This window comes from Paenibacillus lupini (genome assembly GCF_011761355.1).
In the GTDB taxonomy this organism is placed as follows: domain Bacteria; phylum Bacillota; class Bacilli; order Paenibacillales; family Paenibacillaceae; genus Pristimantibacillus; species Pristimantibacillus lupini.
Genome location: NZ_JAASRW010000001.1, coordinates 602,440 through 616,677 on the forward strand (window position 1 = coordinate 602,440; position 14,238 = coordinate 616,677).

At 48.8% G+C, this 14,238-nt stretch carries 12 protein-coding genes; 11 read left to right on the forward strand and 1 reads right to left on the reverse strand.

Annotated features, from left to right (window positions below):
- Window positions 1-105 precede the first annotated feature (105 nt).
- Window positions 106-240: a hypothetical protein gene (locus FHS17_RS30795; protein WP_279590320.1), complete on the reverse strand. Its 135-nt coding sequence runs from the start codon at window positions 238-240 to the stop codon at window positions 106-108.
- A 144-nt stretch (window positions 241-384) separates the two neighbouring features.
- Here FHS17_RS30795 and FHS17_RS02980 point away from each other — a divergent pair, with 144 nt between their 5' ends.
- From FHS17_RS02980 to FHS17_RS03030, 11 genes are all read left to right on the forward strand, one after another.
- The gene (locus FHS17_RS02980; protein ID WP_167274197.1) at window positions 385-1,152 is read left to right on the forward strand and encodes a MerR family transcriptional regulator; all 768 of its coding nucleotides are present in this window, start codon (window positions 385-387) and stop codon (window positions 1,150-1,152) included.
- Between the two features lie 170 nt (window positions 1,153-1,322).
- Window positions 1,323-2,438 carry an acyl-CoA dehydrogenase family protein gene (locus FHS17_RS02985; protein ID WP_167274201.1) on the forward strand — a complete coding sequence of 372 codons (1,116 nt, stop codon included), beginning with the start codon at window positions 1,323-1,325 and terminating at the stop codon, window positions 2,436-2,438.
- A 14-nt stretch (window positions 2,439-2,452) separates the two neighbouring features.
- Window positions 2,453-3,631 carry an acetyl-CoA C-acetyltransferase gene (locus FHS17_RS02990; protein ID WP_167274206.1) on the forward strand — a complete coding sequence of 393 codons (1,179 nt, stop codon included), beginning with the start codon at window positions 2,453-2,455 and terminating at the stop codon, window positions 3,629-3,631.
- A 21-nt stretch (window positions 3,632-3,652) separates the two neighbouring features.
- Window positions 3,653-4,516 (forward strand): 3-hydroxyacyl-CoA dehydrogenase family protein, encoded by an 864-nt coding sequence (locus FHS17_RS02995; RefSeq protein WP_167274211.1) that lies wholly within the window; start codon window positions 3,653-3,655, stop codon window positions 4,514-4,516.
- A 27-nt stretch (window positions 4,517-4,543) separates the two neighbouring features.
- Window positions 4,544-5,680: an acyl-CoA dehydrogenase family protein gene (locus FHS17_RS03000; protein ID WP_167274214.1), complete on the forward strand. Its 1,137-nt coding sequence runs from the start codon at window positions 4,544-4,546 to the stop codon at window positions 5,678-5,680.
- 14 nt (window positions 5,681-5,694) lie between these two features.
- The gene (gene prpB / locus FHS17_RS03005) at window positions 5,695-6,594 is read left to right on the forward strand and encodes a methylisocitrate lyase (RefSeq protein ID WP_167274219.1); all 900 of its coding nucleotides are present in this window, start codon (window positions 5,695-5,697) and stop codon (window positions 6,592-6,594) included.
- Window positions 6,595-7,716, forward strand: a complete 1,122-nt coding sequence (locus FHS17_RS03010) for a citrate synthase/methylcitrate synthase (protein ID WP_167274223.1) — start codon at window positions 6,595-6,597, stop codon at window positions 7,714-7,716.
- 36 nt (window positions 7,717-7,752) lie between these two features.
- Window positions 7,753-9,195: a bifunctional 2-methylcitrate dehydratase/aconitate hydratase gene (locus tag FHS17_RS03015; RefSeq protein ID WP_167274227.1), complete on the forward strand. Its 1,443-nt coding sequence runs from the start codon at window positions 7,753-7,755 to the stop codon at window positions 9,193-9,195.
- 119 nt (window positions 9,196-9,314) lie between these two features.
- A complete protein-coding gene (locus tag FHS17_RS03020) occupies window positions 9,315-10,871 on the forward strand; it encodes an ABC-F family ATP-binding cassette domain-containing protein (RefSeq protein WP_167274231.1) in 1,557 nt (518 codons plus the stop codon).
- A gap of 177 nt (window positions 10,872-11,048) precedes the next feature.
- Window positions 11,049-13,271, forward strand: a complete 2,223-nt coding sequence (locus tag FHS17_RS03025; protein WP_167274236.1) for a heavy metal translocating P-type ATPase — start codon at window positions 11,049-11,051, stop codon at window positions 13,269-13,271.
- 99 nt (window positions 13,272-13,370) lie between these two features.
- Window positions 13,371-14,087: a YebC/PmpR family DNA-binding transcriptional regulator gene (locus FHS17_RS03030; protein WP_167274239.1), complete on the forward strand. Its 717-nt coding sequence runs from the start codon at window positions 13,371-13,373 to the stop codon at window positions 14,085-14,087.
- Window positions 14,088-14,238 lie beyond the last annotated feature (151 nt).

Below are 14,238 nucleotides of genomic sequence, written 5' to 3' on the forward strand. Positions count from 1 at the left end.
GAAAAGGTCTGTGAAGGAATTATATATGGACGATGCGGCGGTTGAAACAGCTGCGATGAAGTCATAGCTTGAAGGTGGGCTGCCCTAGCGGGGCAGCCCGTTGTTTTAGCAGTTGTTGTTCTTTTTCGGTTTCTTTGGTACGTTTCCTGAGTTATCGGCCAGCTTATCGCCAAATTGATCGAGGCGTGATGGGCTAGCTGCTGGTCCATCATTATCGGGCTTATTGTTGCGTCCAGTCATGATTGCTCACCTCCAACCTTACTAGGTTGAGCGTACGGGAACCCTTTCATGCATTGTATAATGTTCCTAAGAAATCCTATAGAAATGGGTGTTGACCTTCACGTAACGTCAAGGTGTAAAGTAAGGTTGTCGGGAGGTGAGCAGATGGAATATACCGTTCAGAAGCTAGGGCAGCTAGCAGGTGTAAGTACTAGAACGCTGCGGTATTACGATGAGCTAGGCTTATTGAAGCCAGCAAGAGTAAACTCGTCGGGGTATCGTATCTATGGCCTGGCGGAGGTGGATTTGCTGCAGCAAATTTTATTTTTCCGTGAGCTTGGATTAGGGCTTGATGCGATTAAGCAGATTCTGGATGATCCAACCTTTGATAAAGCTAAGGCGTTGAAGGAACACCGCGAGCAGCTTCTCGACCGTAGACGACAGCTGGATGCTCTCATTCAGAATGTCGACCAATCCATTGAACATGCGGAGGGGAAAATAACAATGACGGATAAGCAAAAGTTTGAAGGCTTTAAGCAGAAGCTGATTGATGAGAATGAGAAGAAGTATGGCAAAGAAATTCGAGAGAAATATGGCGATGATACGGTGAATGCGTCTAATGCCAAGCTGAGTAGTATGACGCAGGAACAGTACGATGAAGTTACACAGCTGGCGAATGAGGTTCAATCGACACTTGCTGAAGCATTTGAGACAGGAGATCCTGCAAGTGACATCGCGCAAAAAGCTGCCGATCTGCACAAACGCTGGCTGATGTTTTATTGGAAAGAGTATTCGAAGGAAGCCCATGCCGGGCTTGCCCAAATGTACGTGGACGATGAACGCTTCACTGCATACTATGACGTTGATCAGCCAGGCACTGCCGCTTTTCTGCGCGATGCGATTCATATTTATACGGGAGTGAACCAACCGTAGCCTAACAAGCATGGTCAGATAAGCGAATAACCTCACATCTATACACCGTAGCCTATAAGCTACGGTTTTTTATTGTCTGCGGCATGTTAGAGGAATGCTCCAACATATATTTGAAGTAAGCTCGGAATTCGTCGAACAGTTTGTCCTTTTGAAGAAAGGGGGAGGGGGAGATGCGGTTTCAGCTCGATGAGGAATATGATTTAACCCGAGCAGCAGTACGAGATTACGCAGATGGTGAGCTTGCGGGTGGTGCTCTAGAGCGGGATGAGCAGGAGCAATTTGATCGGAGCTTATTCGATAGTATGGCAGCTATGGGACTCACGGGAATCCCGATATCCGAGCAGTGGGGAGGGGCTGGAAGTGACCTGCTGGCTTATACGATCGTACTGGAGGAAATTTCACGGGTATGTGCTTCAGCTGCCTCCATTCTTAGAGCACATACGACAGCGACTTGGACAATCGGCCAATATGGCAGCATGTTAGAAGAAGAATTAATGTCGTTAACTACAGGTGCCAGACTAGGTGCCTTTACTTTCACAGGGCAAGATTTGAGGCGCAAAAGAGTGATTCATGGTTCTTATATTCTGAACGGCAAGATTTCATCGGTTGATCAGGCAGGAGCTGCAGATGACTACCTTATTCTTGTGAAACAGGCAAACGGACGGGTATCACTAAGTGTTGTTCCCAAAGAAATCACTGGTCTTTCCGTAGGCACAAAGATGAATAAGCTTGGTCTTCGCAGTGTTCCCACAGCTGAATTGTGTTTTCAGTCCTGTCATTCTCAATTCATTAATGCAGTTAATAAAGAGTCGGAAGCTCTGTCTATTAGAGCGAACGGAAGCCTTATAGTTAATGCCATTAATGATATGCAGAGTATAGGCTTGGCTGCGCAAGCGACGGGGATTGCTCAAGGGGCATTAGACAGATCTATCGCTTATGCAAAGGAACGAACACAATTTGGCAGGCCGATTGGACGTCAACAAGGTGTGGCTTTCAAGTTAGCAGATATGGCGGCTAATGTTGAGGCATCAAGATGGCTTGTCTATGATGCGGCGTGGTCCATGGATAAAGGACTCTCGAGCAGTGGGAAAGCAATGATGGCCAAAAGGTTCGCTTTGAAGCAGGCGGTTGCCACAGCCATTGAAGCGGTTCAAATTTTTGGCGGCTATGGATACATGAAGGAGTATCATGTTGAACGTTATTTGCGAGATGCCAAGTGTCTCGAAGCAAGCAGCGATGATGAACTGGAATACGCTGCTATTCTTTCAAGCTTAGAGACGGAATAGGAGGAACTGACGGTATGTCGACTCGTCAGTCAGTCATTGTTGCAGGTGCTAGAACGGCTTTTGGTAAATATGGCGGCCAGTTTAAATCCGTGTCTGCCGCTCAGCTTGGAGCGACAGCGATTAAAGGAGCTTTACAAAGGTCTGGCATTGGCGCCGATCAAGTGGATGGCGTCGTTATGGGAATGGTTCTGCAGGCAGGAGCCGGACAAATCCCTTCACGGCAAGCAGCTAGGCTAGCTGGACTAAGCTGGGAAGTACCATCCGAGACCATTAATAAGGTATGTGCATCGGGCTTAAGAGCCATTACAATGGCTGATCAGATCATCCGATCAGGTGATGCGAAGACTCTTGTAGCAGGCGGGATGGAGAATATGAGCCGTGTTCCTTATGGAGTTCCTTCAGCTAGATGGGGAGCAAGAATGGGGAATACCGTGATGCTTGATCTGATGAACAATGACGGGTTATTTTGTGCCTTTCATCAAGTCCCCATGGGGTCTCTTGGCAACCGTGTGGCGGATGAATTCGGTATCGGGCGGGTTGAACAGGATGAATGGGCACTTCGGAGCCACGTTCGTGCGGTTGCTGCAATCAGAAGTGGTCGTTTTGCTGAAGAGATTGTACCTGTTACCGCAGAGGACGGCACGCTGCTCGCAGTTGACGAATGTCCTCGCCCGGATACGGATGCTGCTAAACTAGCTAAATTGAGGCCGGCCTTTGATCGTAACGGAACAATTACTGCCGGCAATGCTCCAGGCGTAAATGACGGTGCGGCAGCTGTTACGGTTATGAGCGCAGAGGAAGCTGCAAAGCAAGGGTTAAAGCCACTTGCGACCATACTCGGCCATGCCTCAGCAGGTGCTGAAGCCGCATATCTTGCAACTGTTCCGGCATTAGCGATCCGTAAACTGCTGCAGCAAACCGGCGTAAATCTCGAACAGATCGATCTATTCGAAGTGAATGAAGCTTTTGCTTCTGTCTTGCTGATTAGTGGTCAAATGCTTGGATGGGATCCAGAGAAGGTGAATGTGAATGGTGGTGCCATAGCGTTAGGCCATCCAATTGGAGCAAGTGGCGCCCGCATCGTCTTAACCCTCATTCATGAATTGAAGCAGCGGGGTGGAGGACTTGGCATCGCTGGCATATGCAGCGGTGGAGCACAAGGTGATGCAATCCTACTGAAAGTCGAGGGATGAATAAGACCGAGGTGAGGCGTTATGGAGCTGTCGAAGCGTATTCAGCAGGTTACCGTACTGGGAGCCGGTCAGATGGGAAGTGGTATTGCTCAGACCTTTGCGCAGCACGGGTATAACACGGCGCTCTATGATATTACCGAAGCTGCTGTGCAGCGTGGAATAGCTGCAATCGAAACCTCTCTGCAACGTTTGGTGAATAAAGGACGACTGACGGAAGAACAGCGGGATGCTGCCCGAAGTAAGCTTACACCAGTTAACACGCTTGAAGCTTGCCGGGAATCTGATCTTGTCATTGAAGCCGTGCCGGAGCAATTGGAGCTCAAGCAAAAGTTATTCCGTGAGCTGGACAACATTTGTCCGCCAAATACACTGCTGGCGACTAATACTTCCTCCTTATCGATCACAGCAATTGCAGCAGTGACCAAACGTCCAGAGCAGGTGATCGGTATGCATTTTATGAATCCAGTTCCGATTATGCCGCTTGTGGAAGTGATACGAGGTTTGGCAACGACCGAAGATACATTGCTGACGATCGTGGAATTGGCGGAGTCGCTTGGAAAGACAGCCGTAAAAGTTGAAGACTATCCGGGCTTCATCTCCAACCGGATTCTCATGCCGATGATTAACGAAGCAATCTATGCGGTCTATGAAGGGGTTGCATCACCAGAAGCTATTGATCAGATTATGAAGCTTGGCATGAATCATCCGATGGGGCCGCTTACCTTGGCGGATTTTATTGGCTTAGATACCTGCCTTTCGATTATGGAAACCTTACATGACGGATTTGGGGATTCAAAGTACCGGCCATGTCCATTGTTGAGAAATTATGTATCAGCTGGGTGGTTAGGGAAGAAAACCGGGAGAGGGTTTTACAACTACGAATAAAGTCGCACCTGAAAGGAGCGATGAACCGTGGAACTCCGGTTTACACAAGAGCAGACAGAATTACAGAAGGAGATTCGGCAATTTGCGACTACAGAGATTGCTTCAATGGTTCCCGTAATGGAGGCGGAGGAACGATTCCCTATTGCGATCATTCAACAAATGGCGGAGAAACATTGGCTAGGTATTCCGATTCCAAAGCAGTGGGGCGGAGCAGGCGCTGACTTTATATCCTACATGATTGCGATTAATGAAGTATCCAAGATTAGTGCGGCGGTTGGCGTTATTTTATCGGTGCATACATCAGTCTGTACGTTTCCTATTCTGTATTACGGCTCGGAGGAACAACGGCAGCTTTTCGTTCAAAAGCTTGCGACTGGCGAATGTATCGGTGCGTTTGCTCTAACCGAGCCGCATGCCGGGTCAGATGCTGCTGCGATTCGCACGTCCGCTGAACGAAAAGGCGATCATTATGAGCTAAACGGATCAAAGCTGTTTATTACAAATGCGGGTGCGGCAGGGGTTTATCTCGTATTTGCGGTGACAGACAGTGCCAAGGGAGCAGGTGGAATTTCGGCTTTTATAGTGCCAGGTGACACGGAAGGCTTACAGATCGGAAAGCCGGAGCGGAAAATGGGTCTGCATGGCTCAAATACTTGCGAGCTTCATTTCGAACAGCTGCGGATTCCAATTGCCTATCGGCTGGGGCGTGAAGGGGAAGGCTTCGCAATTGCCAAAGGATCATTGGATGGCGGCAGGATTGGAATCGCTGCTCAAGCACTAGGGATCGCGCAAGCGGCAGTTCAGCTCCTTCAGGAGCAGTTACTGCCTGTTATCCAGCAGCGATCAGGTAAACAAATATCCAGCCGTTATGCAGAGCTTGCCGAGCTTATGGCAAGAACGGAGGCCGCAAGACTGCTCGTTTATCGGGCGGCTTCTATGCGTCAGGAAGGCAGGCCATGCACGAAGGAGGCCTCTATGGCCAAAATGTTCGCATCGGATACTGCAGTTGCCGCATCTGGGGCTGCTGTACGTTTGTTAGGTGCGGAAGGAATATCCAAGCTGCATCCTGCGGAGCGTTTGTTCCGGGATGCGAAGGTTACACAAATCTATGAAGGCACGAATGAAATTCATCGCATTGTCATTAGCAGCAGGCTGATGAGATAAAGAGGGTGATTGTTATGGCGAGTAGTCCCGGACTCAAGCTTCGGGAAGCAGTAGCGGCCGAGCAGCCGCTGCAGGTTGCAGGAGCAATTAATGCTTATGCGGCAATGATGGCGGAGCAGGTCGGCTTTCGTGCGCTGTATTTATCTGGCGCCGGAGTAGCGAATGCTTCATTTGGCCTGCCCGATCTTGGCATCACCACCTTACAGGATGTACTTGAAGACATCCGCCGTATTACAAGTGTTACAGAGCTGCCATTGCTTGTAGATATTGATACGGGCTTCGGCGGAGCTTTCCAGATCTCTCGTACGATTAAAGAAATGCAAAGAGCAGGTGTGGCAGCCGTCCATATCGAGGATCAGGTGTCAGAGAAACGATGTGGACATCGACCGAATAAAGCAATGGTGAGTACCAACGAGATGGTTGATCGGATTAAAGCTGCAGTTGATGCGAAGACAGACAGCAGCTTTGTTATTATGGCTCGTACGGATGCGCTTGCCGCAGAGGGGATGGAAGCAGCGGCTCTGCGCGTGCGAAAGTATGTGGAAGCTGGAGCCGATATGATTTTTCCTGAGGCTGTCGGCAGCTTGGCGCAATATAAGCAGTTTGCTGAAGCGGCACAGGTGCCTATTCTCGCGAATATCACGGAGTTTGGCCAAACGCCGCTTTTTACAATTGAACAATTACGCGAAGCTGGTGTTGGTCTTGCGCTTTATCCATTATCAGCGTTTCGGGCGATGAATGCGGCGGCGCTGCGAGTCTACCGTACAATTCGTGAGGAAGGAACCCAGCAGCAGGTTGTGGATCTGATGCAGACTCGGGCAGAACTGTATGATTTTCTCCACTATTATGACTATGAGAACAAGCTTGATGAGCTGTTTGGAACGGTGAAGAAGGAGGAGAAGGGGGAGGGGTAAATGTCGGCAGCAAAGCAAGGGGGACTTGCGGAAGTGATCGCCGGACAGACTGGTATCTCAACCGTCGGCAAGGAAGGAAAAGGATTATCCTACCGCGGTTACTCCATCTACGATTTAGCGCAAAATGCCACCTTTGAGGAAACCGCCTACTTGCTCTTATACGGAAGATTACCTTCTGCAGAAGAGTTGAATGCTTATACGAAGGAGTTGGCCTCCCATCGCCTTCTCCCTCCAGCCATATATGCCGTACTCGAGTTATTGCCGGGTCATACACATCCGATGGATGTTCTAAGGACGGCTTATTCCGCACTGGCATCCTTTGAACCTGAAGAGGAGGGGCGTTCTGCCCTCGATATCACTAATCGATTAATTGGCTGCACCTCATCGATCCTGTTGTATTGGTACCACTATCAGCTAAATGGCAAACGAATAGATACTGAGCTTGGCAATGGTGGTATTGCTGCCCATTTCCTTCAGCTGCTGCATAATCGGGAGCCTGAAGAGGAGCAGCATGTGAAGGCGCTGGATGTCTCGCTCATTTTGTATGCGGAGCATGAATTTAATGCTTCTACTTTTGCTGCGCGGGTAACGGCCTCGACGTTGTCCGATTATTATTCAGCCATTACAACCGGCGTTGGCACGCTGCGGGGCCCACTGCATGGCGGTGCCAATGAAGCGGCAATGGAGTTGATTGAGCGTTATTCAGATCCGGATGATGCTGAGCAAGGATTATTAGAGGCACTACAGAAGAAACAGCTCATCATGGGCTTTGGCCACCGTGTATACAGCATCTCTGATCCGCGGTCTGATGTGATTAAGACCTGGTCGCTCACGTTGTCGGAGCAAGCAGGAGACCGGAAGCTGTACGATATTTCAGAACGAATAGAACAGGTGATGCGCCGGGAAAAGAAGCTGTTTCCGAATCTCGATTTCTACAGTGCATCGGCTTACCATCATCTAGGAATTCCTACTTCGTTATTTACTCCCGTGTTTGTCCTGTCCCGAATTACAGGATGGTCTGCTCATATTTTGGAGCAGCGGGCAGGCAATCGGATTATCCGGCCAAGTGCCGATTATATTGGTCCTGATCCACAAGTGTGGCTGCCGATCGGGCAGCGTTAGAAAGGTAATAACCCGTGAAGGGGGAATAAAGCAAGTATGTCTGGAGCGATCGACAATAATCGTCCTGATCCCGATCCATTATTGGTCGAGATCGCAGAGTATGTACTGGATAAAGAAATCACAAGCACCGAGGCTTATAACACCGCGAGATTGTGCCTAATGGATACATTAGGCTGCGGACTGCTGGCACTACGTTATCCGGAGTGCATCAAGCTGCTTAGCCCTCTAATACCCGGCACCGTAGTGCCAAATGGTTCGAGAGTGCCGGGTACATCCATTCAGACGGATCCAGTAACGGCTGCTTTCCAGATCGGCAGTCTGATCCGCTGGCTTGATTATAATGATACCTGGCTTGCTGCGGAGTGGGGACATCCGTCAGATAACCTCGGAGGGATTCTCGCCGCTGCTGATTATGTAAGCCGCAAAAACATATCGGAAGGTGCTCCTCCGTTAACGATGCGAGATGTACTAACGGCCATGATCAAGGCCCATGAAATTCAGGGTATACTGGCGCTTGAGAACAGCTTTAACCGGGTGGGGCTAGATCATGTTCTGCTCGTTAAAATCGCTTCAACAGCCGTAGTTACGCAGCTTCTTGGCGGCAGTAAAGAAGAGATCATCAATGCCGTATCTCATGCTTGGCTGGACGGTCATGCTTTACGTACTTATCGCCATGCTCCTAATACAGGGACAAGAAAATCATGGGCGGCGGGCGATGCGACCAGCCGAGCGGTGTGGCTTGCTTTTATGGCTTTGCGGGGAGAGATGGGTTATCCTTCTGTGTTGTCAGCTCCAACATGGGGCTTCCAGGATGTCTTATTTAAGGGGAAACCACTGCTCAAGTCACGCTCGTTCGAATCCTATGTGATGGAAAATATTTTGTTCAAAATATCCTATCCAGCTGAATTTCATGGGCAGACGGCCGTTGAAGCGGCGATCCATCTGCATCCACTTGTGAGGGACCGCTTGAGTGAGATTGCCTGGATCGACCTCACTACACATGAATCTGCTCTGCGTATTATCGATAAGCGCGGGCCACTTCATAATCCTGCTGACCGTGATCACTGTCTGCAATATATGGTTGCTGTCGGCCTTTTGCATGGCGGACTGACAGCAGATCATTATGAAGATTCAGCTGCCAAGGACCCTCGGATTGATGAGCTGCGCGGTAAAATGCACACGAAAGAGGAGCCAAGATATACGGCGGAATACCTCGCCGCGGATAAACGATCCATTGCAAATGCGATTCAAGTTTTTTTCACTGATGGCTCATCGACAGACCAAATCGCAGTAGAATACCCGATCGGCCACCGGAGGCGAAGAGAGGAAGGTATTCCGCTGCTAGTGGAGAAATTTGATGCCAATTTGCGGACGCGGTTTCCAGCGAAGCAGGTGGATCAGATAGCAAGTCTTTGCCAAGATCAGGAGGGGCTAGAGGGTATTGCAGTGCAGCAATTTGTCGATCTATTCGTCATATAACGAGGCGACCTTCAAAAGGTCGTCTTTTTTCATGTTTTCTTGACATCCTTCATTGAGTTATGGGCACCATACCGCTTATAATATAACGAGAAAAAAGTTTAAAAAGAAAAGGTGCATTCATGAGTATATTAAACGTAGAACGATTAAGCCATGGCTTTGGCGACCGCGCGATTTTTAACGATGTATCTTTCCGACTGCTCAAAGGGGAGCATATCGGCCTGATCGGCGCGAACGGCGAAGGCAAATCAACCTTCATGAACATTATTACAGGCAAGCTCCAGCCGGATGACGGCAAGGTGGAGTGGTCCAAACGGATGCGCGTTGGTTACCTCGACCAGCATGCGGTACTCAGCAAAGGGCTGACAATGCGCGATGTTCTTAAAGGCGCTTTCCAATATTTGTTTGACATGGAACAAGAGATGAACGATATGTACGGCCGTATGGGCGACGTATCACCTGAAGAGCTGGAGAAGCTGCTTGAGGATGTTGGCACGATTCAAGATACGCTGACGAATCAGGATTTCTATTTGATCGATGCGAAAATCGACGAAACGGCACGTGGCCTTGGTCTGACTGATGTTGGTCTGGACAAGGATGTTCATGATCTGAGCGGCGGTCAGCGTACGAAGGTATTGCTTGCGAAGCTTCTCCTTGAGAAGCCAGACATTCTGCTCCTTGACGAGCCTACCAACTATCTCGATGAGCAGCATATCGAATGGCTGAAGCGTTATCTGCAGGAGTATGAGAATGCCTTTATTCTAATCTCCCATGATATTCCGTTCCTTAACAGTGTAATCAACTTGATCTACCATATGGAAAACCAAGAGCTGACTCGTTATGTAGGCGACTACGATCATTTCCTTGAAGTTCACGAAATGAAGAAGCAGCAGCTGGAATCCGCGTTCAAACGCCAGCAGCAGGAAATTTCCGAGCTGAAGGATTTCGTTCAACGTAATAAAGCAAGCGTTGCGACACGTAATATGGCGATGTCCAGACAGAAGAAGCTCGATAAGATGGAAGTTATTGAGCTGGCGAAGGAAAAACCGAAGCCGCAGTTCAACTTTATTGACGCTAGAGCTTCCAGCAAGCTGATTTTTGAGACGAAGGATCTTGTTATCGGTTATGATTCGCCGCTCTCGAGACCACTTAATCTCCGTATGGAGCGTGGTCAGAAGATTGCCCTGGTTGGTGCAAACGGTATTGGTAAAACAACGCTTCTTCGCAGTATCCTAGGTGAGATTCCAGCACTTGAAGGTTCGGTCCAGCTGGGCGATATCCTCAGCATCGGTTATTTCCAACAGGAAATGAAAGAAGCGAATAACAATACATGTATCGATGAAATTTGGAATGAGTTCCCGTCATATTCCCAATTCGAAGTACGTGCAGCACTGGCGAAATGCGGCCTTACAACGAAGCATATTGAGAGCAAAATCGCGGTACTGAGCGGCGGCGAGAAGGCGAAAGTTCGTCTCTGTAAGCTGATCAACCGTGAGACAAACCTTCTTGTGCTTGACGAGCCTACGAACCATTTGGACGTTGATGCGAAAGAAGAACTGGCACGTGCACTGAAAGCTTACAAAGGAAGCATTCTGCTCATCTCCCACGAACCGGAATTCTACAAGCAAGTCGTTACTGATACGTGGAATTGTGAGACGTGGACGACGAAAGTATTCTAAGCCATTTGTGCATAATAGATAGAACTGAACCTGCCTGACAGCTGTTGTCAGGCAGGTTTTTTTTTGGACTTGGGAGCATACGGATATACCCCCTATAGGTATTTTTAATGATTGACGTATATACGGGTGGGGGGTATACTAAAGCCAATCAGATGATTTAGAAATGGATGTGAGAGTATGCCTCCCGTACAATCGAGTGATCAGACTACTTTAGATATAACCGGTATGACCTGTGCTGCCTGTGCGAACCGTATTGAGAAAGGGCTTAATAGATTGCCCGGCATTACCTCTGCTACGGTCAACTTCGCGATGGAAACCGCTAGAGTCGAATACGCACCAGGTGAAATTACGATTGAAGATATAGAGCGGAAAGTCGAACAGCTTGGTTATGCTGCAGTTGAACGGGTTGAACGAAATGCAGACGAGCGACAGCCAGATCGTACCGCTCAAATTCGCAAGTTAATCTTTTCTGCGTTGTTGTCTCTGCCGCTAATCTGGAGTATGGTGGGGCACTTCTCCTTTACCTCGTGGATGTATGTTCCTGAGCTGTTCATGAACCCTTGGTTTCAGCTAATCCTAGCAACCCCGGTACAACTGTACATTGGCGGTTCGTTCTATGTCAGTGCCTATAAGGCACTGCGGAACGGTGGAGCTAACATGGATGTCCTTATTGCGTTAGGCACGTCGGCCGCCTACTTCTACAGTGTGTATGCAACAATCAAATGGGCAGCAGACGGTGCATCCATGCATCATGCGCCAGAGCTGTATTTCGAGACCAGCGCCATCCTGATAACGCTTGTACTGCTTGGGAAGCTTTTCGAGACATTGGCGAAAGGACGTACTTCCGAAGCGATCAAGTCACTTATGGGGCTTCGTGCTAAGACGGCAACCGTCATAAGGGAAGGTCAAGAAATCAGCATTCCCGTAGAACAAGTGTTAAAAGGGGATATCGTTATTGTTCGTCCCGGTGAGAAGATTCCGGTTGATGGGGTCGTGGTAGAAGGCTTCTCAGCAGTAGACGAAGCGATGCTGACGGGAGAAAGCCTGCCGGTTGAGAAGAAAGCTGGTGAACCGGTGATCGGAGCAACGATTAACGGTAATGGCGTGTTGAAGGTCCAAGCGACAAAGGTTGGAGCAGAGACGGCTCTTGCTCAGATCATTCGGGTCGTGGAGGAAGCGCAAGGCTCCAAAGCTCAAATTCAGCGGGTCGCAGATGTGATCTCAGGAATCTTTGTCCCTATTGTGACAGGTATAGCGGTTGTTGCTTTCCTGGTTTGGCTGATCTTCATCGAGCCTGGTGATGTGACGTCCGCACTTGAGACAGCTATAGCTATCTTGGTGATTGCCTGCCCATGTGCGCTTGGTTTGGCAACTCCTACCTCGATTATGGCGGGATCAGGCCGTGCAGCTGAGTTAGGTATATTGTTCAAAGGCGGAGAACATCTCGAGCAGACGCATAAGGTGAATGTGATCCTCTTGGATAAGACAGGAACGGTGACGAACGGTAAACCTTCCCTGACCGATATTGTTGTAGAAGGCTGGGAAGAAGAGCAGTTCCTTCATCTCGTAGGCAGTGCTGAGCAAATGTCGGAGCATCCATTAGCGGTAGCCATTACAGATGGGATACGGGAGAGGGGTATCACGCTTACGTCAGTGGATTCGTTCGAAGCGCTGCCGGGCTATGGCATTCGAGCTGTCGTGGAAGGGAACTCCTTGTTGATTGGTACCCGCCGACTGCTGGAAGAGAGCGGTATTCTCGCCAATCAAGCTTACACCAATATGGCTGAGCTTGAGGAAGCAGGAAAAACAGCGATGCTTGTTGCGATCAATGGCCAATATGGAGGAATTCTCGCGGCTGCCGACACAATCAAAGACAGCTCTGTATCTGCGGTAAAACGATTGAAGGAGCTTGGGCTTCAGGTCATTATGGTGACTGGTGACAATAAGCGGACTGCTCAAGCTATCGCGAAGCAGGCTGGAATAGATCAAGTGCTAGCAGAAGTATTGCCGGAAGGCAAGGCAACAGAAGTGAAAAGGCTGCAGCAGCAAGGACATATTGTAGCCATGGTTGGAGACGGCATTAATGATGCGCCGGCACTCGCAACCGCTCATATCGGCATCGCGATAGGGACAGGTACGGATGTGGCGATGGAAGCAGCGGATGTGACATTAATGCGGGGAGATCTGGAGAGTATTCCAGATGCAATCTATATAAGCCGAATGACGATGCGGAATATTAAGCAAAATCTTTTCTGGGCGCTGGGTTATAACACGCTTGGTATCCCAATTGCAGCAATTGGACTGCTGGCTCCATGGGTAGCAGGGGCAGCGATGGCACTCAGCTCGGTTTCCGTCGTCTTGAACGCCTTGCGGCTGCAAAAGCTCCAGGTAAGAAAATAAGAGAGAGCAGATCAAACACCACAGTTGGATTAGGAGTTGTCCAATACAACCAAAAGCCGTTATAATAGGCTTATAGAAAATTGAAGAAAGTGGTGCAGCATGGGTCGTAAGTGGAATAATATCAAAGAGAAAAAAGCTTCGAAAGATGCGAATACTAGCCGTATTTATGCGAAATTTGGTCTTGAAATTTATGTAGCAGCGAAGAAAGGCGAGCCAAATCCGGAGTCCAATGGCGCTCTGAAGTTCGTCCTTGAACGCGCGAAGACGTATAACGTTCCGAAAGCGATTATTGACCGCGCTATTGAGAAAGCAAAAGGCGGCTCGGATGAGCAATATTTCGAGCTTCGTTATGAAGGTTTTGGTCCAGCTGGTTCGATGATTATTGTCGACGCTCTGACAAACAACGTAAACCGTACAGCTCCTGAAGTACGTTCCGCTTTTAACAAAGCTGGCGGTAACATGGGTGTCAGCGGATCGGTATCTTATATGTTCGATCAAACGGCTGTTATCGGTGTGGAAGGCAAGTCTTTGGATGATGTACTGGAATTGATGTTGGAAGCTGATGTTGATGTCCGCGATATCGTAGAAGAAGACGAGACCATCATGGTCTACGCAGCACCTGATCAATTTAACGCCGTACAAGAAGCATTCAAGACCGCTGGTATTACGGAATTTGTTGTTGCCGAAGTAACAATGCTAGCACAAAACTTCGTAACACTTCCGGAAGACGCGGTAGCTTCCTTCGAGAAGCTGATTGATGCTCTTGAAGATTTGGAAGACGTTCAACAGGTGTATCATAACGTTGAATTTGAATAGGTAATAAGAGATGACGGTCGCCAATTTGGCGGCCGTTTTTTTGTTGCTGCTGGATTAATAATTAGGTATATCCAAGTATAGTAGGTAACCTCAAACACATCTAATGAAAAACATTTCAGTTCTTTTCATCCTTCTAGAAGTCCTTTAGAAT